The 23,929-nt window shown below is 65.5% G+C and carries 16 protein-coding genes; 10 read left to right on the plus strand and 6 right to left on the minus strand.

Features of this window, described 5'->3' with window-relative positions:
• Positions 1–50: 50 nt before the first annotated feature.
• Together ABE424_RS08650 and ABE424_RS08655 are read right to left on the minus strand one after the other, a co-directional pair.
• Positions 51–392 (minus strand): ribonuclease E inhibitor RraB, encoded by a 342-nt coding sequence (locus ABE424_RS08650; RefSeq protein WP_176989277.1) that lies wholly within the window; start codon positions 390–392, stop codon positions 51–53.
• A gap of 113 nt (positions 393–505) precedes the next feature.
• Positions 506–2,116, minus strand: coding sequence for a transglycosylase SLT domain-containing protein (locus tag ABE424_RS08655; RefSeq protein ID WP_346491904.1), 1,611 nt, complete (start codon positions 2,114–2,116; stop codon positions 506–508).
• Between the two features lie 121 nt (positions 2,117–2,237).
• Here ABE424_RS08655 and ABE424_RS08660 point away from each other — a divergent pair, with 121 nt between their 5' ends.
• Together ABE424_RS08660 and greB are read left to right on the plus strand one after the other, a co-directional pair.
• Positions 2,238–3,743 carry a helicase HerA-like domain-containing protein gene (locus ABE424_RS08660; RefSeq protein ID WP_346491903.1) on the plus strand — a complete coding sequence of 502 codons (1,506 nt, stop codon included), beginning with the start codon at positions 2,238–2,240 and terminating at the stop codon, positions 3,741–3,743.
• Positions 3,744–3,798: 55 nt separating this feature from the next.
• The gene (gene greB, locus ABE424_RS08665) at positions 3,799–4,302 is read left to right on the plus strand and encodes a transcription elongation factor GreB (RefSeq protein WP_019182651.1); all 504 of its coding nucleotides are present in this window, start codon (positions 3,799–3,801) and stop codon (positions 4,300–4,302) included.
• 29 nt (positions 4,303–4,331) lie between these two features.
• On the opposite strand, the gene ABE424_RS08670 is transcribed toward greB, so the two are convergent.
• Entirely contained in the window at positions 4,332–5,165 is an 834-nt protein-coding gene (locus ABE424_RS08670; RefSeq protein ID WP_346491902.1) for a DUF3025 domain-containing protein, read from the minus strand.
• Entirely contained in the window at positions 5,162–6,526 is a 1,365-nt protein-coding gene (gene rimO, locus ABE424_RS08675) for a 30S ribosomal protein S12 methylthiotransferase RimO (RefSeq protein WP_176989272.1), read from the minus strand. Before rimO ends, ABE424_RS08670 begins: the two co-directional genes overlap by 4 nt.
• Positions 6,527–6,730: 204 nt before the next feature.
• Between rimO and ABE424_RS08680 the strand changes: the two genes are divergently transcribed.
• The 3 genes from ABE424_RS08680 to ABE424_RS08690 are packed head-to-tail and all read left to right on the plus strand — an operon-like array spanning position 6,731 to position 8,007.
• Positions 6,731–7,408, plus strand: coding sequence for a dienelactone hydrolase family protein (locus tag ABE424_RS08680; RefSeq protein ID WP_346491901.1), 678 nt, complete (start codon positions 6,731–6,733; stop codon positions 7,406–7,408).
• Positions 7,405–7,827, plus strand: a complete 423-nt coding sequence (locus tag ABE424_RS08685) for an HIT family protein (RefSeq protein WP_176989270.1) — start codon at positions 7,405–7,407, stop codon at positions 7,825–7,827. Before ABE424_RS08680 ends, ABE424_RS08685 begins: the two co-directional genes overlap by 4 nt.
• A gap of 15 nt (positions 7,828–7,842) precedes the next feature.
• On the plus strand, positions 7,843–8,007 hold the full coding sequence (locus tag ABE424_RS08690) for a DUF5668 domain-containing protein (protein ID WP_167390309.1): 165 nt from the start codon (positions 7,843–7,845) through the stop codon (positions 8,005–8,007).
• A 150-nt stretch (positions 8,008–8,157) separates the two neighbouring features.
• On the opposite strand, the gene dcd is transcribed toward ABE424_RS08690, so the two are convergent.
• Both dcd and apbC read right to left on the minus strand, forming a co-directional pair.
• On the minus strand, positions 8,158–8,730 hold the full coding sequence (gene dcd, locus ABE424_RS08695) for a dCTP deaminase (RefSeq protein WP_019182646.1): 573 nt from the start codon (positions 8,728–8,730) through the stop codon (positions 8,158–8,160).
• 64 nt (positions 8,731–8,794) lie between these two features.
• On the minus strand, positions 8,795–9,652 hold the full coding sequence (gene apbC / locus ABE424_RS08700; RefSeq protein ID WP_346478750.1) for an iron-sulfur cluster carrier protein ApbC: 858 nt from the start codon (positions 9,650–9,652) through the stop codon (positions 8,795–8,797).
• A gap of 368 nt (positions 9,653–10,020) precedes the next feature.
• On the opposite strand from apbC, the gene ABE424_RS08705 reads away from it, so the two are divergent.
• The 5 genes from ABE424_RS08705 to ABE424_RS08725 all read left to right on the plus strand — a co-directional run bounded on the left by ABE424_RS08705 (position 10,021) and on the right by ABE424_RS08725 (position 23,904).
• Positions 10,021–13,002 (plus strand): TonB-dependent receptor, encoded by a 2,982-nt coding sequence (locus tag ABE424_RS08705; RefSeq protein WP_346491900.1) that lies wholly within the window; start codon positions 10,021–10,023, stop codon positions 13,000–13,002.
• 389 nt (positions 13,003–13,391) lie between these two features.
• Positions 13,392–16,199: a TonB-dependent receptor gene (locus tag ABE424_RS08710; protein ID WP_346491899.1), complete on the plus strand. Its 2,808-nt coding sequence runs from the start codon at positions 13,392–13,394 to the stop codon at positions 16,197–16,199.
• Between the two features lie 403 nt (positions 16,200–16,602).
• Positions 16,603–19,416 (plus strand): TonB-dependent receptor, encoded by a 2,814-nt coding sequence (locus tag ABE424_RS08715; protein ID WP_346491898.1) that lies wholly within the window; start codon positions 16,603–16,605, stop codon positions 19,414–19,416.
• A 220-nt stretch (positions 19,417–19,636) separates the two neighbouring features.
• A complete protein-coding gene (locus ABE424_RS08720) occupies positions 19,637–21,745 on the plus strand; it encodes a M13-type metalloendopeptidase (RefSeq protein ID WP_346491944.1) in 2,109 nt (702 codons plus the stop codon).
• A gap of 146 nt (positions 21,746–21,891) precedes the next feature.
• Positions 21,892–23,904 carry a M13 family metallopeptidase gene (locus ABE424_RS08725; RefSeq protein ID WP_346491897.1) on the plus strand — a complete coding sequence of 671 codons (2,013 nt, stop codon included), beginning with the start codon at positions 21,892–21,894 and terminating at the stop codon, positions 23,902–23,904.
• Positions 23,905–23,929: the final 25 nt, after the last annotated feature.

The following is a 23,929-nucleotide window of genomic DNA, read 5'->3' on the forward strand; positions in this document are numbered from 1 at the left end:
GGGAAACCGGGGCGTTTTTCGTTGTGTCCGGTTCGATCGGATCGCGCCGATCAGATCTCGACCGGGCCGACATCCATGCCGTCGTAGTCTTCCACGCCGTTCGCTTCGGCCAGGGCCTGCAGCTCATGGTTGCGGGCGTCCAGCGAGGCTTCGGTGTGCACCTCGGCGCGCTCCACGTGCAGCACGTGGTACGGGGCTTCACCCTCTTCCAGGTCCGGTTCGAACACTTCCACCAGGGTGTAGCCGAGCTCGACCAGCTTCTCGCCCAGGCCGTGCAGCGGCTCCGGAGTGGTGTTGACGAAGAAGTAACCCCACAGCATCGGGCCGTTGAGGTCCCAGTCGGTGTTTTCACGGATGTTGGCGAACATCTCGTTGATCGCGGTGATATCCATCTTGCTGTCCTGTATGCGTGTTGCGGTGAGCGCCGGGCACGGCCGGCGCTGCGATGGATGTGCTGGGCCGGGCGGCCGCAGGCGTGATGCCGGCGAGCCTACCCGGTTATGGCTTACTTGTCCCTGTCGCAGCCCTGCAGCTTGATGCTCTGGCCCTGCCGGAGCGAATAGGCCGGTGCCTTGAGGCCGTTGGCCCGCGCCAGGGTGGGCACATCGCACTGGAACTTTGCCGCGATCCTGCCCAGGGTCTCGCCTTTGCCGACCTTGTAACTGCGGGCCGGCCTGGCCTTCGGCTTGGCGGCCGGAACGGCGACAGGCGCGGCCGGGGTCACGGCCGGCATGGCCTGGGCCTGGGCGACCGGGACCACGCTGCCCACCGCCACGTTGCCGGTATAGCTGACCGCGGTGGGCCGCACGATCGCGGCATTCAGATCGGCGGTGATCAGGGTGCGGGCCAGATCGGCGCGCGGACCGCTGACGCAGAAGCGGTTGTACAGGCCGGCGATGCGGGTGGTCGCGTTGATGATCGTCCCAGCGGGAATCCAGCCGTCCGCCTCATAGCGCGGATTGAGGTTGCGCAGCGCGCGCATGTAACCGTCGCGGGTGCCGCTGCTGCCCAGGCAGATGGTCAGCTCGTAGATCGTGGTCGACTTGGCCAGGCGGATCGTGGCCGGCTGCGCGCTGATCTTCGGGAACTCCACGCCGTACTGCTGCGGGTGCAGGTAGATCCATGCCGCGGCGATCACCATCGGCACGTAGTCCTTGGTCTCGCCCGGGAACTGGTTGTAGACGCTGTCGGTCCAGAAGCCCTGCCCCGGGTACTGCCGGAACACGCGGATGGCGCGGCCTTCACCGCCGTTGTACCCGGCCAGCGACAGCTCGACGCTGTTGTTGAGCTCGCGCATGCGTTCGTTGAGGTACGTCGCGCTGGCCTCGGCGGCACTGCGCGCATCGAACCGGGTATCGAAGCCGGTACCGTCCGGGCCCAGCCCGAAACGACGGCCGGTCGCCGGCATGAACTGCATCAGCCCGGCCGCGCCGGCGCGCGAGGACGCATGCACGCGGCCGTTGGATTCCTTGGCCAGGATGCCGAACAGCAGCGCCTCGGGCAGGCCGCGCTTCTCCCACTCCGGCCACATCACCGCGCGCAGGTTCTGGTAATTCTCGTAGCTGGTGAGCAGCGCCGGGCGCATGTCGGTCAGCCAGCGGCGGATGCCGGCCTGCACGGCCGGGTTGTACTCGACCATGGTGTCGAAGGCGTGCCGCTTGTCATTGAGCAGCGCCGCGGCGCGGGCAGCTTCGGGGACATCGGCAGCCAGTGGCCCGACATGGTCCGGGTCGGCCTCCAGCAGGGTGCCGTCGGCGATCGCCGCGCCGTCTTCGCTGTCCTGCTGGCTGTCGGCGTTGCTCTTGAGCAGGCGCTTGTAGGTCGGCAGCAGATTGCTGACCTGGCAGCCCTTCTGGGCCACGCAGGCGCTGATCACATCCTCCATGTCCTCCAGCGCGGCGTCAGCCTCGTTGGTGCCCTTGGGGTCGGCGTTGTTCACCAGCACCAGCGCCGCGTTGTAGCGCTTCTCGGCGGCCGTCATGCGCTGATCGAGCGCTTCCACCTTGGCCTTGTCGCGGGCGGAGACGCGCTGGGCATGGGCCTCGGGGACGAACGACAGCATCGCGGCGACGGCAAGCAACGGCCAACCACGGACAAGCAAGACAGGAACGGGCATTTTTGGCACTGTGTGCGAACGATGGGGCAGAGTAGCCGTGCCGCTTGCATCGGGGCAACCCGTCTGCCGGCCGGCCCATGCCGACGTTTAGAATCCCGCCTATTCACACTGCGAGTTGACCATGGATCCGATTCTGCTCGGCAAAGGCATCACCGACGATATCCCCGTCACCCTGTTGCCGCGGCTGGGCAACCGGCACGGCCTGGTGGCCGGCGCGACCGGCACCGGCAAGACCGTCACCCTGATGACGCTGGCCGAGGGCTTCTCGCGGATCGGCGTGCCGGTGTTCCTGGCCGATGTGAAGGGTGACGTCTCCGGCCTCGCCGTAGCCGGTGCCGGGACGGATGCACTGCTGCAGCGCGCGAAGGACCTGGGCGTGGCCGACTATGCGCCTGCCGCCAGCCCGACCATATTCTGGGATCTGTACGGCAAGCTCGGCCACCCGGTGCGCACCACGGTGAGCGAAATGGGCCCGACCCTGCTCGCCCGCATCCTGGAGCTCAACGACACCCAGGCCGGCGTGCTGGACATCGTGTTCAAGCTCGCCGACGACCGCGGCCTGCTGCTGCTCGACCTGGATGACCTGCGCGCCCTGCTCGGCCTGGTCGCCGAGGAGCGCAAGGACATCTCCACCGAGTACGGCCTGGTGAGTGCGCAGACGGTCGCGGCGATCCAGCGCTCGCTGCTGCGCCTGTCCCAGGATGGCGGCGAAGCCTTCTTCGGCGAGCCGGCGCTGGAGCTGGCCGACATCATGCGGGTCAACCATGATGGCCGCGGCGTGATCGGCATCCTCGCCGCCGACCAGCTGGTGCTCAAGCCGCGGCTCTATTCGACCTTCCTGTTGTGGCTGCTCTCGGAGCTGTTCGAAACGCTGCCGGAAGTCGGCGACCTGGAGAAGCCCAAGCTGGTCTTCATCTTCGATGAGGCGCACCTGCTGTTCGATGACGCACCGCCGGCGCTGGTGCAGCGCATCGAGCAGGTGGTCCGGCTGATCCGCTCCAAGGGCGTGGGTGTGTACTTCTGCTCGCAGTTCCCGGATGACGTGCCGGCCAACATCCTCGGCCAGCTCGGCAACCGCGTGCAGCATGCGCTGCGTGCGTTCACGCCGCGCGACCAGAAAGCGGTGAAGGTCGCCGCCGAAACCTTCGTGCCCAATCCGAAACTGGATGTGGCCGCAACGCTGGCCAAGCTGGGTACCGGTGAAGCGCTGGTGTCCACGCTGCAGGACAAGGGTATTCCCTCGCCCGTGCAGCAGACCCAGATCGCACCGCCGCGCTGCCGGATGGGCGCGATCACCGAGGCCGAACGTGCCCAGGTACGCGCCGGCAGCCCGGCCGGCACCCGTTACGACACCGCGATCAACCGCGAATCCGCCGCGGAACTGTTGGCGCAGCGCGCGCAGAAGACCGTCGAGCAGGCCGATGCACCGAAGGCCCGCACCCGCCAGCAGGACGAGGCGCAGGAAGGGGGCTTCGGGCAGTCGATCAAGGATGCGATCTTCGGCACCAAGCGCCGCCAGGGCATGATTGAAACCATGGCCAAGCAGACCACGCGCACCGTCGGCACCCGGCTGGGCAACCAGATCGTGCGCGGCCTGCTCGGCGGCATTTTCGGCGGAAAGCGTTGATACTGCGTGTCGCGCCCTGTGGCGCGGCACCTTTTGACGAGCACAAGCAGACCTGATGTCGCGTTGGCGTCCCCCCGCGGAAAAAAGCACGGCCCTGATCACCGCACAGGGCCACCAGCGGTTGAAGACCGAACTGGATGAGCTGTGGCGTCACAAGCGCCCCGAAGTGGTGAAGGCACTGGCGGCGGCCGCCGCGGAAGGCGACCGCTCCGAGAATGCCGAGTACACCTACCGCAAGAAGCAGCTGGGTGAGATCGATCGGCGCGTGCGCTATCTGACCAAGCGGCTGGAGGCGCTGCGGATCGTCGACACCGCGCCGACCGATCCGAACGCGGTGTTCTTCGGTGCGACGGTCGAGCTGGAGAACGTCGACTCGGGCGACATCCACGTGTATCGCATCGTGGGCCCGGACGAGACCGACGCCGGTGCGGGCTGGATCAGCATCGATTCGCCGTTGGCGCGTGCGCTGTTGAAAAAGCGCGTGGACGATGAGTTCGAGGTGGAGCTGCCGAGCGGGCGCCACGGGTTCGCGATCCTGTCGGTGGCGTATCCGGGCTGACCGGGAGCGCATCCACGCATGGCGTGGATCTACCGCAGCGCTGCGGGATACACGCGCCCTTCGCGCAGCGGCCGGAAGTACTCGATCTGCGCGTAGAACCCCCCATCCTGGTGGACGTGCCACCCGGGTATCCCGGCCAGCGGCAAGGGCCGCAGCTCCAGCGGATCAGTGAGCACCGCACCGTCCGTGATCGCCCGCGCTGCCACAGCGATCGCGGCGGCATCGTCATCGCCCTGCACCACCACGCACTTGCCGACCAGCAGGCGCTCCGGCAACAGGGCCTGCTCCATCAGCGCATGCCCGATCACCGCCGCGACCGCGATCCCACCGGTGCGCCAGTGCCCTGCCCCCTCCACGAACAGCGCCGGCCAGTCGTGCCGGTCCCATGCGCCCAGCAGCGCCGGATCGCGCACACGCACGATCACGCCGGTCTCGTCGAACTGGGTCAGTGCCGCCTGCGCGCGGTTGCGCTGCCCCGGTGCCATCGCCGCGATATGCCGGCACTGCTGCCGGTTGAGCGCCTGTTTGATGGACGGGTAACGCGCCCAGACCAGGGCATTGAACAGGTCGTGCCAGTTATCCGCACGGGTAGCGATCCGGCCGCGCCCGGCGATGCGCGTTTCATAGTGCATGCCGTCGGCGAGCAGCGCCGCGTCCTGCTCGACCAGTTGTTTGTCCGGCAATGCGAGGCGCGCGTCCAGCGCGGCGACGGTGGGCCAGTCGGGCGCGACCATCAGGTCCTGGAACCCGCCCAGCCCCGCGTAGATCGGCTGTGCGAAGCAGGCCGCCTCCACCGCATCGCACGGCGGCGCGATGAAACGGCGTCGACCGCCGCTATCGGCCGTCGACGCCGATGCGGTCACAGCACCTGCAGATCGAACGGCTTGCGCGCTTCGGCGGCGATGATCGCGTCACCGAAGAGGTCGTGATCGTCGCTCTCGGTGATCTCGACATCGACGAACTGGCCGACACGCAGCTTGGCTTCGTCGGCATTCTGGATATGCACCAGGCCGTCGATCTCCGGCGCATCCGCCTTCGAACGCGCCACCGCGATGCCGTCTTCGATGGCATCGACCAGGCACTGCTGCACGGTGCCGATCTTGGCTTCCAGGCGCGCGGCGGAAATCTCCGCCTGGCGCTCCATGAAGCGGGCCAGCCGCTCCTGCTTCACTTCTTCGGGCACCGCACCGGGCAGGTCATTGGCGGTCGCACCGGTGACCGGCGAGTAGGCGAACGCACCGACGCGATCCAGCTGCGCCTCGTCCAGGAAGCTGAGCAGCTCCTCGAACTCGGCATCGGTCTCGCCCGGGAAGCCGACGATGAAGGTCGAGCGCACGGTGATGTCCGGGCACAGCTGGCGCCAGCGCTGCACGCGCTCCAGGGTCTTGTCGACCGCGCCCGGCCGCTTCATCAGCTTGAGGATGCGCGGGCTGGCGTGCTGGAACGGGATGTCCAGGTACGGCAGGATCCGGTTCTCGGCCATGAGTGGCACAATCTCGTCCACGTGCGGGTACGGGTAGACGTAATGCATGCGGGTCCAGGCATCGAGCTCGGACAGGCCTTCGCAGAGCGCCTTCAACCGGGTCTGGTAGGCCTTGTCGCGCCACATGCGTTCAGCGTACTTGACGTCCACGCCGTAGGCCGAGGTGTCCTGCGAGACCACCAGCAGTTCCTTGACGCCACCGCGCACCAGCCGCTCGGCCTCGCGCAGCACCTCATCGACCGGGCGCGAGACCAGCTTGCCGCGCATCGAGGGGATGATGCAGAAGCTGCACTTGTGGTTGCAGCCTTCGGAAATCTTCAGATACGCGTAATGGCGCGGGGTCAGCTTGATGCCGTAATCGGGCACCAGGTCCACGAAAGGATCGTGCTTGGGCGGCAGCGCGGCATGCACGGCCTCCATCACGCTCATGTAGTCCTGCGGACCGGAGACCGCCAGCACGTTCGGGTAGGCCTCGCGGATCTGCTCCGGGCGCTTGCCCAGGCAGCCGGTGACGATCACCTTGCCGTTGGCGTTCATCGCCTCGCCGATCGCATCCAGCGACTCGGTCACGGCCGAATCGATGAAGCCGCAGGTGTTGACCACCACCACGTCGGCCGAGTCGTAGGAGGGAACGATGTCGTAACCCTCGGACCGCAGCTGGGTGAGGATGCGCTCGGAATCGACAAGGGCCTTCGGGCAGCCAAGGCTGACGAAGCCGACTTTGGGGTTCAGCTGGGACATGGATCGCAAGGACTCTGGGGGCCTGGGCCCATGCCGGAATGGCGTGGGGACCTGGGGCCGGAAACGGCGGCAAGTATACCGGCGTTCAGTCCGCGCCCCTGAACCGGATCGGGCCGATCCCGCCAGATGCGGCATCCCCCCTGACATCGCGCTAACCCGCGCGGGGCCGATAATGAATGCCTGAACCAACTGGAGTCTCGCACCATGGGTGAGTGGGTCACGCTCGATACGCATTACGGACCGGTCCGCGCCTGGCAGGCAACGCCGGAAGGCAAGCCGCGCGGGGGCCTGGTGGTGATCCAGGAGATCTTCGGCGCCAACCCGCACATCCGCGCGGTGGCAGACGACTACGCCGCCAAGGGCTATGCAGTGCTGGCCCCGTCGTTCTTCGATCTGGCCGCGTCGGCCCCGGACGGCACCGAACCGCCGGAACTGCCTTACGACAGCGATGGCGTGGCCGCCGGCCTGGCCATGGTCGACGCGCTCGGGGTCGAAAAGGCGCTGGAGATTGTCCGCGCGGCCGCCTCGCGGCTGGCCCCGGCCGGCAAGGTCGGCACGGTCGGCTATTGCTGGGGCGGCAGCATCGCCCTGCTCTCCGCACTGCGGCTGGGGCTGCCCTCGGTCAGCTATTACGGCGCCCGCAACGTGAAGTACCTGGACGAAACGCCCAAGGCACCGGTCATGTTCCACTTCGGCGCCCAGGACAAGAGCATCCCGCCGGAGGCGATCAAGGCCCACCGCGAAAAGCTCCCGCAGATGGCCACCTTCGTCTACCCGGCCGATCACGCCTTCAACCGCAGCGTCGGACATGCGTATGATCCAGACAGCGCCCACCTGGCGCTGGAACGCACCCTGGACTTCTTTGCGGAGCATCTTGGATGAGCGAGTTCGAACTGGATTCACGCCTGGCCACCGACAGCGTACTGGTAGCAGAAGGGCCGTTATCGCAAGTGCGATTGATGAACGATGAAAGGTATCCCTGGCTGATCCTGGTCCCGCGCCTGGCCGGCGTGACCGAATGGATCGACCTGGACGGCGAGCAGCAGGACAAGCTGCGCACCGAATTGAACCGGGCGTGCAAGGCGCTCAAAGGCACCGATGGGGTCGAGAAGATCAACATCGGCTCGCTGGGCAACATTGTCCGCCAGCTGCATTTCCACGTGATCGGCCGCCATGTCGGCGATCCGGCGTGGCCGGGCCCGGTCTGGGGCCAGGGGCAGGCGCACCGTTTTGATCCGGGCGTGCTGGCCGAGCGTGTCGCACACTGGAAGGAACGGCTAGGATATTCGCCCCAGCCCTAGCGGACCCTGCCCCTGATGCGTTCCAACCTTGTCGCCGCCATCGTCCTGATCCTCGTTGGCCTGTTCCTGCTGGCCAGCAATCTGGGCTGGACCAACATGAACATGGGAAAGCTGATTCTCACCTGGTGGCCGGTGGTCCTGGTGGCGGTCGGCATCGGGTTGCTGTTCGGCCGCAAGTAACGCCGGCCGCTGGCCGGCAACCGGTGAAATAAAAAAAGCGCGGAGCGATCCGCGCTTTTTTTTGTCTGCTGCCTGCTGCCGGCCAGCGGCCGGCACTACGTGTTTCTGGTCGGCTGCCGGCCAGCGGCCGGCACTACCGGGGACGTGGGCTCAGGTACGCGGCAGGGTGACGCCGGTCTGGCCCTGGTACTTTCCGCCGCGATCCTTGTAGGAGGTCTCGCAGATATCGTCCTTGTCAGCCTGGAAGAACAGCATCTGCGCCACGCCTTCGTTGGCATAGATGCGCGCCGGCAGCGGCGTGGTGTTGCTGAATTCCAGGGTGACGTGGCCTTCCCACTCCGGCTCCAGCGGGGTCACGTTGACGATGATGCCGCAGCGCGCGTAGGTGCTCTTGCCCAGGCACACCACCAGGGTGTCGCGCGGGATGCGGAAGTACTCCACGGTGCGCGCCAGCGCGAAGCTGTTGGGCGGGATGATGCACTCATCGCCGACGATATCCACGAAGCTGCCCGGATCGAAGTGCTTCGGGTCCACGATCGTGGAATTGATGTTGGTGAACACCTTGAACTCGCGCGAGCAACGCACGTCGTAGCCGTAGCTGGAGGTGCCGTAGCTGACGATGCGCTGGCCGTTGGCCTGCTTGACCTGGCCGGCTTCGAACGGCTCGATCATGCCGTGCTGCTCGGCCATCTGACGGATCCAGCGGTCACTCTTGATGCTCATGGGGGGTCCTGGGTGCGTAAAGGGACAACGGCACCGCCAACGGGCGCCCGGGTGTCGATTCTAATCAGATCAGCGAAGACAGGATCGGGATGCTGGCCCGCGGGCGTTTGGCCACTTCCTCGATCAGGCGCTCGGCGGCCCGCACGTAAGCCTGGGCGGCCAGGGACTCCGGCGCGGCGGCGGTGATCGGCGTGCCGGCATCGCCCTGCTCGCGGATGCCGATCTCCAGCGGCAGCGAACCCAGCAGCGGCACGCCGTACTGGGCGGCCATGCGCTCGCCGCCACCTTCGCCGAACAGATGCTCGACCTGCCCGCAGTTGCTGCAGGTATGCACGGCCATGTTCTCGACGATGCCCAGCACCGGCACCTCGACCTTCTCGAACATCTTCAGCGCCTTCCTCGCATCCAGCGTGGCGATATCCTGCGGCGTGGTGACGATCACCGCGCCGGCCAGCGGAATCTTCTGGGTCAGGGTCAGCTGGATGTCACCGGTGCCCGGCGGCAGGTCGATCAGCAGGTAGTCCAGATCGTCCCACAGCGTGTCGTTGAAGAACTGCGTCATCGCCGAGGTCGCCATCGGGCCGCGCCAGATCATCGGCGTCTCGTCCTCGATCAGGTAACCGATCGACATGGTCTCCACCCCGAACGCACGCATCGGCTCGATCGACTTGTTGTCCGGGCTTTCCGGGCGGCCGCTCAGGCCGAGCATCGCCGGCACGCTGGGACCATAGATGTCGGCATCGAGCAGGCCCACGCGCGCACCGAGCCTGGCCAGCGCGACCGCCAGGTTGACCGCGGTGGTGGACTTGCCCACCCCGCCCTTGCCCGAGCCCACCGCGATCACGTTGCGGACGCGCGGGTGCGGCGACAGGCCCTTCTGCACTTGGCTGGCGTGGGGACGACGGGGTTGGTTGGCACTCACTGCGGGGGCTCCGGAAGGGGCTCTGGGAACAGAACACTATACAAGCTCCGGACAGCCGGTCCTGCCGGGCCACAGGGCCGGCGGCCGCTGGTGAAGCCGTACGTCGCATTTCACGCATTTTCAAAGGCGACGCACATTCAGCCAAAGCTCAGACGGGCAAACTCCGCACAGCCAACGCTCGGTAACCGACTGTAATCAATGAGATGTTGCGCGGCAACACGTCTCAATTACGGATATCACGTGACGACATCATGTGAATATCGTTAACGTTGTGTTACGTTCGAGTGAGAGCAGGGAATGCTCATGAACGTCGCCGTAACGGACTCAGGGAAGAGAGACATGCACATTATCCAGTGGGGATCCAAATGATGAATCAACGTTCTGCGCCTCTGCGCCATCCGCTCACGTCCGCGCTGATGGCCGGCCTGATGGCCTTCGGCGTCGCACCCGTCATGGCACAGGAAGCCGGCAGCGCCACGACCGAGCTCGACAAAGTCACCGTAACCGGCTCGCGCATCGCGCGTACCGGCTTCGTCACCCCCTCGCCGACCACCGCCATCACCGCCGAAGAGATCCGCGCCACCGGCGCGACCAATATCGGCGACCTGATGTCGCGCCTGCCCGCCCTGTCCCCGACCTACACGCTGGGCAACTCCACGCGCTTCATCGGTACCGCAGGCGTTGGCCTGATGGACCTGCGTGGCATGGGCACCTCGCGCACCCTGGTGCTGGTCAATGGCCGCCGCCACGTCGGCGCCACCTCCGGCTCCACTTCGGTTGACGTGAACACCATTCCGGTCGAGTGGATCGAACGCGTTGAAGTCATCACCGGCGGCGCATCCGCCGTGTACGGCGCCGACGCAGTCGCCGGCGTGGTCAACTTCATCATGAAGAAGTCGTTCGACGGCGCAGAGCTGCGCGCCCAGACCGGCATGGCCGACGAAGGCGGCTTCAACCGTTCGTTCGTCAGCTTCTCCACCGGCACCGATTTCGCCGATGGTCGCGGTAACGCCGCCATCGCGCTGGAATACAGCAAGCAGGACCGTTTCCGTCGCAGCGACCGCGCGATCGGCAATGAATTCCTCGTCGCGGTCCCCAATCCGGCGTACGACGCCAGCCAGGCACCGAGCGAAAGCAATCCGCAGACCGTTCTGAGCGGCCCGGGCGGCAACCACTCGATCTCCTTCGGCGGCACCTTCACCCTGGGCGCGTTCGACTCCCGCGACCAGTCGACCTGGGGCAACCGTTACCAGTTCAACCCGGATGGCACGTTCCGCAAGCAGCGCTATGACGGCGTCATGGTGAGCAACAACTCGTGCGTCAACTGCGACTTTGCCGACCTGAACTCGGTCGCCGATCTGCAGCCGGGCTTTGACCGCAAGAGCGTCAATACGGTCGTCAACTTCGACCTCAATGACAATCACCGCCTGTACTTCGAAGGCAAGTACACCGAAACGGTGTCCGACTTCCTGGGCCAGCCGTCGTTCGATACCACCATCCGCGTCCAGCGCGACAATGCCTTCGTCACCCCGGAGCTGCGCGCTCTGATGGCGGCCAACGGCGTGTCCCAGCTGACGCTGAACCGCTTCAACGTCGACGCCGGCCAGCGTGGCGAGCATGTCGAGCGCACCACCCAGCGCTTCGTGTTCGGCATTGAAGGCAACCTGAGCGAGAACTGGACCTACGAAGCCTACGGCAACTGGGGCCAGACCGAGGTCAAGCGCTGGAACCTCAACAACCGTATCAATGAGCGCTGGCAGGCCGGCCTGGACGCGGTCATCGACCCGGCCACCGGCAATGTCGCCTGCCGTACCACGCTCAACCCGAACGCGGTCAATCCGCACACCGGCCGCGTGTACTCCGGCTTCGCGCGCGAAGGCTGCGTACCGTTCAGCGTGCTCGGCAATGGCGGTGTGACGCAGGCCGCGCAGGACTGGATGAACGTGGATTCGTTCAACTTCTCGCGCATCCAGCAGTCGGTGTTCAGCGCCTCCGTGGCGAATGCATCGCTGTTCAGCCTGCCGGCGGGTGACGTCGGCATCGCCGGCGGCGTGGAGTATCGCAAGGAGAAGAGCCGCGAGATCACCGATCCGCTGGCCGCCCAGGGCCTGACCTTCCTCAACGCCATCCCGAACCGGATGGGCCAGTACAACGTCAAGGAAGTCTTCCTCGAAACCAGCGTTCCGCTGCTGGCCGACATCCCGGGCATCTACTCGCTGACCGTGGATGCCGCAGGCCGTTACTCGGACTACAGCAGCATCGGCGAAACCACCACCTGGAAGGTGGGCCTGGACTGGACCGTGATCCCCTCGCTGCGCGTGCGCGGCACGCTGTCGCAGGCCGTACGCGCGCCGAGCATCGGCGAGCTGTACAACCCGCAGAGCGAGAACTTCGCCACCATCAACGATCCCTGCAACTACCTGGTGACCAACACCAACCGTCCGTCGACCGCGAAGGACCCGGCACTGCGCCAGGCCAACTGCTCCGCGCTGGGCGTGCCGGTGGGCTGGATCGATACCTACAGTGCTACTCGCCCGGGCGTCAGCGGCGGCAATCCGGATCTGAAGCCGGAACGTGCGCGCAGCTTCACCTACGGCTTCGTGTGGCAGCCTGATTTCCTGCCGGGCTTCGGCATGTCGGTGGACTATTGGAACATCAACCTGGAAGACGCCATCGGCGCGGTCACGGCGCAGACCAACGCCAGCCGCTGCGTGGATTCCCCCGGCGGCGTGGGCAACTCGTTCTGCGGCCAGGTCGTGCGTGCACCGGTCGGCGGCTTCACCGATGCACAGGGCCGGTTCTTCCCCGAGTACTCGATCGTCCGCTGGAGCGCACTGAACGAGAACCTGGCACGCTCGCGCCGGATCGGCGTGGACGTGGAGATGGACTATCGCTGGAACATGGCCGGCGGCGATGCCGTCGTCCGGTTCGTCGGCAGCCGTCTGATCCAGTCGCGTGAATGGGCGTTCCAGGAGTTCCCGGACGAGTACAACGAGTACGTCACCTACGTGACCGATCCGCGCTGGCGCGCCACCTTGCAGAGCAAGTACTCGCTGGGCCAGTGGCGCGCTTCGTGGGACCTGAACTACGTCGACGGCAACCTGCGCGTGACCCCGAGCAGCTACGCCAGCAACCCCGGCTCGGCCAGCCCGATCCGCAATGGCTCGTACACGTACCACAACTTCCAGCTGGGCTATCAGTTCCCGGGTGACAAGATCGACGTGTACCTGGGCATCGACAACGCCTTCGACAAGGATCCGCCGCGCAACTACTTCGGTGCCGATGTCGGGCACTCGATGTACGACAACGTCGGCCGCTACTTCTACATGGGCGCGTCCTACAAGTTCTGATCCATCCAGAACGGCAACACCAACAAGCCCGGCTGATGCCGGGCTTGTTCGTTTCCGGCTCCGGCGGCTCAGGAAGAGAAACGCCCATGCCTGTAAGACGTCACACGAAACACCGGAAGCACCGCAAACAGGAATCGTTTTCAGCCGGAACCATTCACTTCATAGTCAGCAACCAGGGCGTTACAAATTGATACATTTTTGTACACGATTGTTTATCAAGGATTTTTTACTGGAAATCCGCCCTTATTCCTGATCGTCATGTGACCGCTTCGTGTAAGCCTCGTTAAGGCTGTGTTACGTTCGATGACGAAGCAAGGAAGTCTTCACATCGCATGTCACCGCCCCCACGGATGGCCTCACCCACGTCGAAACTGCACTCGGGGATGCCCATGTCTCGCCACCGCTCCACTCTCTCGCGCCACCCGCTGACCGCGGCCGTACTGACCGGCATGCTGCTGACCAGCGCCGTCACCGCCTTCGCCCAGGACAGCAGCACCACCAACCTGGACAAGGTCACCGTCACCGGTTCGCTGATCCCGCAGACCGAGATCGAAACCCATACCCCGGTCGTGACCATCACCGCCGAAGACATCCAGACGCGCGGCTTCACCAGCGTGGCCGATGTGCTCCAGCAGTCCTCGCTGACCACCGGCGGCCTCCAGGGCGGCCAGACCTCCGCCTCGTTCACCCAGGGTGCCGAAGCGGCCGGCATGTTCGGCCTGAGCCCGAGCTACACCAAGTACCTCATCAACGGCCGGCCGATGCTGTCCTACCCCGCCCTGTACAACGGCGGCGACACGTTCAACAACATCAGCGGCATCCCGATCGACATCGTCGAACGCATCGAGATCCTGCCGGGCGGCCAGTCCTCCCTGTACGGCTCGGATGCGATCGCCGGCGTGGTCAACATCATCCTGAAGGAGCGGATGGACGGCAGCGTGCTGAACGTGCGCGGCGGCACCTATACCGAAGGCGGCGGCAGCACCTTCCGCGTCAGCGGGGCCACCGGCTTCAACAGCGCCGATGATCGCCTCAACGTACTGGTCAATGCCCAGTTCGAATCGAGCAATCCGATCTGGGGCTACCAGCGCGACGTCACCAGGACCACCAACGGCAACGGCTACACCGCGCAGGTGCCGACCAACGACTTCCTGGTCGTCAATCCGGCCGCCGGCAACGCCTACCTGATGATGGACCCGAACCTGTGCGCCAACGTGGCCGGGCAGTTCGGTGGCACCACCGTGCTCGGCACGCGTGCGGCCGGCCAGTCCTGCGGCTCGATCTACAGCCCGGGCTACAAGACGGTCAAGAACGGCAAGGACAGCGCGCAGATCTACAGCTCGTTCACCTTCGACGCGAACGACAGCCTGCAGCTGTTCGGCGATGTGCTCTACAGCTATGAAGACGTGAAGTACGCCACCGGTTCCAACTACACCTGGTGGGGCACCGCGTCGGGCTACGGCCGCTTCTGGGATCAGACCAGTGGCCAGTGGATGAACCTGCAGCGCGCGTTCGCGCCGGAAGACATCAGCGCCAACGGCTACAAGGACATCCTCAACACCGACCGCAACAAGGCCTACCAGGTCACCCTGGGCGGCCGCGGCACGCTCGGCAACTGGGATTACAGCGCCAGCTTCACCCGCGGCGAGTACAAGCTGACCGAGCGCAACTTCGTGCGCTGGGCCGACCCGATCAACAGCTACTTCGAAGAACACGTGCTGGGCCCGCAGCTCGGCACCCGCAGCGGTTACGCCGTGTTCGCGCCGAACTGGGAGGCCTTCTACGCGCCGATCCCGGCCGGCGACTTCGCCACATTCACCGGTTACACCGAGAGCCAGAGCCGCACCTGGCAGAACCTGGGTCGTTTCCAGATCACCAACGGCACGCTGTTCTCGCTGCCGGGCGGTGATGCGGGTTTCGCCGTCGTCGCCGAAGCCGGCAGCGAAGGCTGGGACTACACCCCGGACGAGCGCCTGATGGATGGCAGCGTGTGGGGCACGACCGCGGTCGCCGGCGCGGGTCACCGCAGCAACTACGCGCTGACCTCCGAGCTGCGCCTGCCGCTGCTCGACTCGCTCACCGTCACCGGCTCGGGCCGCTATGACGCGTTCAAGATCGGGGACAGCACCGTCGACAAGGCCACCTACAGCATCGGCGTCGAGTTCCGCCCGATCGAGAGCCTGCTGTTCCGCGGCAAGTACGGCACCGCGTTCCGCGCGCCCAGCCTGTCCGATGCCTTCCAGGGCCTGAGCGGCTACTACGCCAACGGTGCGACCGATTACTACCGCTGCGGCCAGCTCGGCTACGCGCCGACCGACACCACCGGCTGCGCGTATGACAGCGTCTCGGTGTTCGGCCAGCGCGCCGGCAACCCGGACCTGGAGCCGATCACCGCCGATGTGTGGAATGCCGGCGTGGTCTGGGCACCGCTCAGCAACCTGTCCTTCTCGGTCGACTACTACAACTGGAAGATCAAGAACGAAGTGGACACGCTGAGCTCGGACCAGCTGCTGCTGGCCGAGTACTACTGCCGCAACGGCCAGGTCAACAACACGTCGGCCAGCTGCGACAACGTCAACGACTGGATCACCCGCGATGCCTCCGGCGTGCTGGACGAGATCTACACCCCGAAGATGAACGTGGCCAGCCAGAACCTGCAGGCCATCACCGCCAGCGCCAAGTACGTGCAGGAACTGGGTCGTTTCGGTGCGCTGCAGTTCTCCACCAACTACACCAACATGATCAAGCGCGAGCTGCAGCCGCAGCCGGGCGATGAGTACCTGGACCTGCTGCGCGATCCGTACAACATGTGGATCTACGACTCCTACGCCAAGGTGCGCGCCGATGGCTCGCTGGCCTGGGCCCTGGACAAGTGGACCACCACGCTGTACTTCAACTACGTCGGCAAGACCCCGAACTACCTGGCCTACGCCGGCAACGGCTATGACTACGTGCACTCCTCGGGCGCCAAGGCCGGCAAGTGGGGTTCCTACACCACCTACAACCTGAGCGTGAACTACCGCGCGGCGGAGAACATGACCTTCTCGGTCATGGTCAACAACGTGTTCAACAAGATGCCCGACAACCAGGCGAGCAACTACCCGGGCACCTCGGGTACGCCGTACAACAATTACTTCTACAACATCTACGGCCGTGCCGTGTATGTGCAGGCCAAGTACGAATTCGGCGCGAAGTAAGTTCCACGTCCCGGGATGGACCCTGGAGCCCCGCCGCAAGGCGGGGCTTTTTTCATGTCCGGACCCCGGGTTTCGAAATGCGAATCGGCTTTTAATCTCACTTGTTAAACATCGCCATATTCAGCACTCGCTCATCCGCGCAACATGAATAAAATTTCATGCATGCCCAGGCGATTGTTTTTCAAACGATTTCAGAGCGGGTCGATATTCCTCACCGTCCGAGGATGACCATTCAGCGAATTTCACGTTAAGCGTGTGTTACGTTCGCCGCACACCGGTTTCAACTGAACGCAGAATGAAACAGCCAAGGATGGTCACAGGCCTGGGACCGGTCACCGTTGAACACCATCAAGACGTCCCACGGAAGGGAAAGCCACGACATCACCACTACACGGGGTTACACATGTCTCGCCAAGGTACTTCGATCTCGCGTCACCCGCTTGCCGCCGCCGTCCTCACCGGCCTGCTGCTCACCAGCGCTACCGTCTTCGCACAGGACAACGGCGCCACCAATCTCGACCGCGTCACCGTCACCGGTTCGCTGATCCCGCAGACCGAGATCGAGAACCACACGCCGGTGCTGACCGTCACCGCCGAGGACATCCAGACCCGCGGCTTCACCAGCATTTCCGAAGTCCTGCAGCAGTCCTCGCTGACCACCGGCGGCCTGCAGGGCGGCCAGACCGCGGCCTCCTTCACCCAGGGCGCCGAAGCGGCCGGCATGTTCGGCCTGGATCCGGGGTACACCAAGTACCTGATCAATGGCCGCCCGATGCTGCAGTACCCGGCGCTCTACAACGGCAGCGATGCGTTCAACAACCTCAGCGGCATCCCGATCGACATCGTCGAGCGCATTGAAATCCTGCCGGGCGGCCAGTCCTCGCTGTACGGTTCGGATGCGATCGCCGGCGTGGTCAACATCATCCTGAAAGAGCGCATGGAAGGCGGTGTGCTCAACGTCCGTGGCGGCGCCACCACCGAGGGCGGTGGCAACAACATCCGCGTCAGCGGCGCCAAGGGCTTCAACAGTGCCGATGACCGCTTCAATGCGCTGGTCAACGTCCAGTACGAAAAGAGCAACCCGATCTGGGGCTACCAGCGCGACCTGACCCGCACCAACAACCGCGTCGGTTACAGCGCGCAGGTGCCGGCCAATGACTTCCTGGTCTACCTGCCGGCGGACAACAACGCGTTCGTGATGATGGATCCGACCCGCTGCGCCAGCGTCGCCGGCCAGTTCGGCGGCACCACCGTGCTCGGCACCCGCGCGGCGGGCGAGTCGTGCGGTTCGGCCTACGGCGCCGGCTACCGCACGCTGAAGAACGACAAGGAAAGCAGCCAGTTCTACAGCTCGATGACGTTCGATGTGAACGACAACTTCACCCTGTTCGCCGATGCGCTGTACAGCCTTGAAGAGGTCAAGTACACCCCGGGTTCGGGCTATACGTTCTGGGGCAGCGACCTGAGTTTCGGCGCGTTCTATGACCAGGACACCGATCAGTACATGAACCTGCAGCGCGCGTTCGCGCCGGAGGACATCGGGCCGAACGGCTACAAGGACATCCTCAACACCGACCGCAACAAGGCCTACCAGGTCACTCTGGGCGGGCGTGGCACGTTCGGCAACTGGGACTACAGCGCCAGCTTCAGCCGTGGCGAATACAAGCTGACCGAGCGCGGCTTCGTGCGCTGGGCCGATGACATCGACAGCTACTTCGAGAACCGCGTGCTCGGTCCGGTGCTCGGCACCACCGATGACGGCTACAACATCTACAGCCCGAACTGGGGCGCGTTCTATTCGCAGCTGCCGGCCGGCGATTTCCAGAGCTTCACCGGCTACACCTACAACGAGAGCAAGACCTGGCAGAACCTGGGCCGCTTCCAGATCACCAACGGCTCGCTGTTCACCCTGCCCGGTGGCGATGCCGGTTTTGCCCTCGTCGCCGAAGCCGGCAGCGAAGGCTGGGATTACCGCCCGGACGAGCGGCTGATGGACGGCAGCGTGTGGGGCACCACCTCGGTGGCCGGCAATGGCCATCGCAGCAACTACGCGCTGACCTCCGAACTGCGCCTGCCGCTGATCGATTCGCTGACCGTCACCGGTTCCGGCCGTTATGACGCCTACAAGATCGCCGACAACACCGTCGACAAGGCCACCTACAGCGTGGGTGTCGAGTTCCGGCCGATCGAAAGCCTGCTGTTCCGCGGCAAGTACGGCACCGCGTTCCGTGCCCCCACCCTGCCCGACGCTTTCCAGGGCGAGAGCGGTTACTACGCCAACGGCGCGGTCGATTACTACCGTTGCGGCCAGCTCGGCTATGCGCCGGCCGATACCCTCGCCTGCCCGTACGGCAACGAGTCGGTGTTCGGCGTGCAGGCCGGCAACACCGAGCTGGAACCGATCACCGCCGATGTCTGGAATGCCGGCGTGGTCTGGGCACCGATCAACAATTTGTCGGTCTCGGTGGACTACTACAACTGGAAGATCGACAACGAAGTCGACACCCTGAGCTCGGACCAGTTGCTGCGTGCGGAGTACTACTGCCGCAACGGGCAGGACAACCCGACCTCGGCCAGCTGCGACAACGTCGCCGACTGGATCACCCGCGATGCGGCCGGCAACATCGAGCAGATCTTCACGCCGAAGCTCAACGTGGCGCGCCAGAACCTGCAGGCCCTGACGGCCAGCTTCAAGTACGTGCAGGACATCGGCCGCTTCGGCTCGCTGCAGTTCGCCAGCAACTACACCAACATCCTCAAGCGCGAGCTGCAGCCGCAGCCGGGCGACGGCTATCTGGATCTGCTGCGCGACCCGTATGCGATGTGGTACTACGACGCCTACGCCAAGGTCCGTACCGATGGTTCGGTGGGCTGGGCCAAGGACCGCTGGACCACCACGCTGTACTTCAACTACATCGGCAAGACGCCGAACTACATGTCCTACCTGGGCGAGAGCTACGACTACGTGCATTCGTCCGGCTACAAGGCGGGCAAGTGGGGCTCGTACACCACGTACAACCTGAGCGTGAACTACCAGGCGCTGGACAACCTGACCCTCTCGCTGATGGTCAACAACGTGTTCAACAAGATGCCCGACGGCCAGGCCCACAGCTACGCCGGCAACGTCGCCTCGCCGTACAACAGCAGCATCTACAACCCGTACGGTCGCGCGGTGTACGTGCAGGCCAAGTACGATTTCGGCACCAAGACCAACTAAGCCGCACCAGGGATGACACCCCCGGGCCCCGCCGCAAGGCGGGGCTTTTCCTTGGCCGTCACCGGGCCGGGCGCCGGTCCGCGATTGACCGGATCAGGCCGCTTGCCATCGGCCATGACCTTCGACACCCTTGCAGGCCGGGCCAGCGGCGTATCGTCTGGCCCACAGGCCCTTGCGGGCCATTCCTGCATGACTTTCCGGCCTGGAGGCCAATCACGTGATCGCTCGTACACCCAAACTGGTACTGCTGACCCTGGCCGTTTCGGCCGCGCTGGTCGGCTGCGGCAAGAACGAAACCCCGGCGACGGACAGCGCAGCCTCCACCGCCGCGCCGGCCGCCACGGCCGCCACCGAGTACAAGCTCGACGAGAGCAAGCTGCCGGCCTACAACGCCTTCCACCCGTCCGACCTGGACACCAGCATGGACGCCTGCGGCGCGTTCGGCGACTACGTCAACAGCAAGTGGCTGGCCGCCAATGAAATCCCGGCCGACCGCACCAGCTGGGGCGCCTTCACCATCCTGGACGAGCGCTCGGTCGCCGTGCAGCACCAGCTCGCCGAGCAGGTCGCGGCGGTCAAGAACCCGGCCGGCATCGAGAAGATCGTCGGCGACTTCTGGGCCACCGGCATGGACGAAGCCAAGATCAATGCCCAGGGCATCGAGCCGATCAAGGCCGACCTGGCCGCCATCGACGGCCTGCAGGACAAGGACGCGATCGCCAACTACCTGCGCACCAGCGCAGCCAAGGGCGAGAACGTGCTGTTCGGCTTCGGTCCGGAAGCGGACTTCAAGAATTCCAGCATGAACCTGGCCTACGCCAGCCAGGGCGGCCTGGGCCTGCCGGACACCACCTACTACACCGACGCCAAGAACGCCGACAAGCTCAAGGCCTACCAGGCCCACGTGGCCAAGGTGCTGGAACTGGCCGGCGTGGCGACCGCCGATGCTGAAAAGCAGGCCGCCGACGTGGTCAAGTTCGAAACCCGCCTGGCCAAGGCCTCCAAGTCCAGCGTCGAGCTGTCGCGCGATGTCTCGCTGTTCTACAACCCGGTCACCGTGGCCGATGCGGACAAGCTGACCCCGAACTTCAGCTGGAGCGAGTTCTTCAAGGCCCAGGGCATCGCCACGCCGGAGAAATTCTCGCTGGCCATGCCGAGCTTCCACCAGGAAGTGAGCAAGGCGCTGGGTGATACCGATCCGTCGGTGTGGCGCGCCTACCTGCGCTTCCACACCGTGGACAGCGCCTCGCCGTACCTGGCCGATGCGTTCGTCAACGAGAGCTACAACTTCTACGGCAAGACCCTCAACGGCCAGAAGGAGCAGAAGCCGCGCTGGAAGCGCGTGCTGGGCACCATCGAGAACGATGCCGGCGATGCCTTCGGCCAGCTGTACGTCAAGGTCGCCTTCTCGCCGGAAGCCAAGGCGAAGATGGAAGAACTGGTCAAGAATCTCGCCGCCGCGCTCAAGGAGCGTATCCAGGGCCTGACCTGGATGAGCGACGAGACCAAGGCCAAGGCGATCGCCAAGTGGGAGACCTTCACCCCGAAGATCGGCTACCCGGACAAGTGGCGTGACTGGAGCGGCCTGAGCACCGGGCGCGACAGCTACCTGGGCAACGTCCGCGCCGCCAACGCGTTCAACTACAAGTTCGCGCTGTCCAAGATCGGCCAGCCGGTGGACAAGACCGAGTGGGGCATGACCCCGCAGACGGTCAATGCCTACTACAACCCGCTGCAGAACGAGATCGTGTTCCCGGCCGCCATCCTGCAGCCGCCGTTCTTCGATCCGAAGGCCGATGACGCGCTGAACTACGGCGGCATCGGTGCGGTGATCGGCCACGAAATGACCCACGGTTACGACGACCAGGGCAGCCGCTTCGGGCCGACCGGCAACTTCGAGAACTGGTGGACCGACGCCGACACCAAGAACTTCAGCGGCCTGACCGGCAAGCTGATCAAGCAGTTCGACGGTTACAAGGTGGACGGCCAGGCGGTCAACGGCAAGCTGACCCTGGGCGAGAACATCGCCGATCTGGGCGGCCTGGCGACCGCCTACGACGCCCTGCAGAAGGCCTCGGCCGGCAAGGATGACCCGAAGGTCGACGGCTTCACCCGCGACCAGCGCTTCTTCTTCAACTGGGCCACCGTGTGGCGCACCAAGTACACCCCGGAGAACATGAAGGTCCGTCTGGCGACCGACCCGCATGCCCCGGCGCAGTTCCGTGCGATGGGTGCCCCGTCGAACCTGCCGACCTTCGCCGCTGCGTTCCAGTGCAAGGCCGGCTCGCCGATGGTGCGCGCAGGCGACCAGCAGGTCGTGATCTGGTAAGCCATCGCGCCCCGGCGTGATGTGATCCATGCAGAGGCCCGGGATTTTCCCGGGCCTTTGTTTTTTGGGGCGCGCGCTTGCCATCACGCTCGTTTCGCTTTGCTTGGTACACTCGCGCGATCTCATCCCCGCTGGATTCGCTTTACATGTCCAACCTCCGTCCGCTCGCCATTGCCCTGGGCCTGAGCCTGGCCTCCCTGGTCATCGCACACGATGCGCATGCCGCGCCGAAGAAGAAGGCCGCCGCCCGCGCGCCGGCCGTCAGCGCGCAGTGCAGCGACTTCTACGAGGCCACCAATGCGACCTGGTTGAAGGCCAACCCGGTACCGCAGACCGGCGCCACCACCGCGCTGGGCCAGCTCGCCGACCGTACCCGCCAGCAGCAGCGTGAACTGCTGGATGCGGCGATGACCGCACCGCAGGGCAACGTGCAGAAGCTGCTCGGCGATTTCTGGGCCAGCGGCCTGGACGAAGCGGCGGTGGAAGCCGACGGCTCCAACCCGATCGCCCCGCTGCTGACCCGCATCAACGCGATCAAGAAGGCCAAGGACGTGCCGGCCTCGATCGCCGCGCTGCACCAGGTCGGTATCCCGGTGGCCTTCAACTTCGCGCCGGACGTGGACCTGAAGGCGCTGGACCGCCACATCGGCTACTTCATGCAGGGTGGCATGGGCCTGCCGGACCCGGCGTTCTACACCCGCACCGATGCCGACACCGTCGCGCTGATGGGGCGCTACCGCAATTACGTCAAGCAGGTGCTGGCCCTGACCGGCACCCCGGCCGACAAGCTCGATGCCGAGTCGCAGTCGGTGATCGCGCTGGAAACCGAACTGGCGCGCAACGCGCAGTCGCTGGCCGGCATCAACAACCCGTTCAACAACTACGCGCCGATCTCCACCAAGGAGCTCAACAGCCGCTATCGCAACCTGCAGCTGGATGCCTTCCTGAAGGCACAGGGCGTCAACGACGACCTGGTCTCGCTGGCCGATCCGGCGCTGTTCAAGCAGCTCGACGGCATGGTCACGCGGATCAAGCCGGAGCAGTGGAAGGTCTACCTGCGCTGGCGCGTGGGTGACGCCATGGCACCGTACCTGTCCAAGGCCTACCGCGACGCCGAGTTCGAATTCCGCGGCCGCGTGATCCGTGGCCAGACCCTGCCGCCGGCGCGCTGGGAGCAGGTGCTGGACGCGATCAACGTCGCTGCCGGTCCGATGGTCGGCCGTGAGTACGCGGCCAGGCATCTGTCCGCCGACGACCGGCGCAAGGCCGCCCTGGTCGTGGACAAGATCCGCGAAGTGCAGATCGACGCGGTCAAGCGCAGCACCTGGATGAGCGATGAAGCCAAGACCGAAGCGCAGGCCAAGCTGGCCGCGCTGAAGATCGAGATCGGCACCCCGCTGCGCGATCTGGATTACACCGTGCAGCCGATGGGCCGTGGCAGCTTCGGCGGCAACATGCTGATCGCCTCCACCTGGCGCCACCGCGAAGAAATGAAGCGCATTGGCAAGGGCAACGCCGACCGCCGCTGGGACGTGCTGCCGCAGCAGCCGGCGCTGGCCTATGACATCGCGCAGAACCGCCTGATCGTCACCGCCGCCGTGCTGCAGGGCCCGGTGTTCAACGCCAAGGGCGATACCGCCGAGCTGTTCGGCAGCTACGGCGCGCTGGTCGCCCACGAGCTGACCCGTGCGATCGACGCGAAGGGCGCGCTGGTCGATGCCAAGGGCGAACTGCGCAGCTGGTGGACCCCGGCCGACAAGACCGCCTGGACCCTGTTCGGCAACCGCGTCGCCGCGCAGTACAGCGGCTACGACTACCCGGGCGTCAAGGGGGCCAAGGTCAACGGCGAACTCACCCGCGAAGAGAACCTGGCCGATCTGGCCGGCCTCGAACTGGCGTGGGAGGCTTACAAGGCCGTCGAACCAGCTGCCAAGCCGGCCGCCCAGCAGGGCTTCTTCCGCGCCTGGGCCAGCCTGTGGCCGCAGCAGCTGTCGCCGAACGTCGCCGCGCAGCGCGTGACCTCCGACATCCTGGCCCCGGGCCGCTGGCGCACCAACGGCCCGCTGTCCAACCTGCCGGCCTTCGGTGCGACCTTCACCTGCAAGCCGGGCCAGCCGATGCAGCGCGTGGACAACGACCAGATCAAGGTCTGGCGCTGAGTCCTGCCCCTGGCACTGGTCAACG

This window comes from Stenotrophomonas sp. TWI1149 (assembly GCF_039673155.1).
Taxonomy (GTDB): Bacteria; Pseudomonadota; Gammaproteobacteria; order Xanthomonadales; family Xanthomonadaceae; genus Stenotrophomonas; species Stenotrophomonas maltophilia_AA.

What these genes read in the sequence shown, in the direction of transcription:
- rimO (WP_176989272.1), bottom strand. Translation starts at nt 6,526, where the DNA reads ATGTCCCAGCTGAACCCCAAAGTCGGCTTCGTCAGCCTTGGCTGCCCG.
- ABE424_RS08655 (WP_346491904.1), bottom strand. Translation starts at nt 2,116, where the DNA reads ATGCCCGTTCCTGTCTTGCTTGTCCGTGGTTGGCCGTTGCTTGCCGTC.
- ABE424_RS08705 (WP_346491900.1), top strand. Translation starts at nt 10,021, where the DNA reads ATGAATCAACGTTCTGCGCCTCTGCGCCATCCGCTCACGTCCGCGCTG.
- ABE424_RS08680 (WP_346491901.1), top strand. Translation starts at nt 6,731, where the DNA reads ATGGGTGAGTGGGTCACGCTCGATACGCATTACGGACCGGTCCGCGCC.
- greB (WP_019182651.1), top strand. Translation starts at nt 3,799, where the DNA reads ATGTCGCGTTGGCGTCCCCCCGCGGAAAAAAGCACGGCCCTGATCACC.
- ABE424_RS08710 (WP_346491899.1), top strand. Translation starts at nt 13,392, where the DNA reads ATGTCTCGCCACCGCTCCACTCTCTCGCGCCACCCGCTGACCGCGGCC.
- ABE424_RS08715 (WP_346491898.1), top strand. Translation starts at nt 16,603, where the DNA reads ATGTCTCGCCAAGGTACTTCGATCTCGCGTCACCCGCTTGCCGCCGCC.
- ABE424_RS08725 (WP_346491897.1), top strand. Translation starts at nt 21,892, where the DNA reads ATGTCCAACCTCCGTCCGCTCGCCATTGCCCTGGGCCTGAGCCTGGCC.
- ABE424_RS08690 (WP_167390309.1), top strand. Translation starts at nt 7,843, where the DNA reads ATGCGTTCCAACCTTGTCGCCGCCATCGTCCTGATCCTCGTTGGCCTG.
- ABE424_RS08660 (WP_346491903.1), top strand. Translation starts at nt 2,238, where the DNA reads ATGGATCCGATTCTGCTCGGCAAAGGCATCACCGACGATATCCCCGTC.
- ABE424_RS08685 (WP_176989270.1), top strand. Translation starts at nt 7,405, where the DNA reads ATGAGCGAGTTCGAACTGGATTCACGCCTGGCCACCGACAGCGTACTG.
- ABE424_RS08650 (WP_176989277.1), bottom strand. Translation starts at nt 392, where the DNA reads ATGGATATCACCGCGATCAACGAGATGTTCGCCAACATCCGTGAAAAC.
- dcd (WP_019182646.1), bottom strand. Translation starts at nt 8,730, where the DNA reads ATGAGCATCAAGAGTGACCGCTGGATCCGTCAGATGGCCGAGCAGCAC.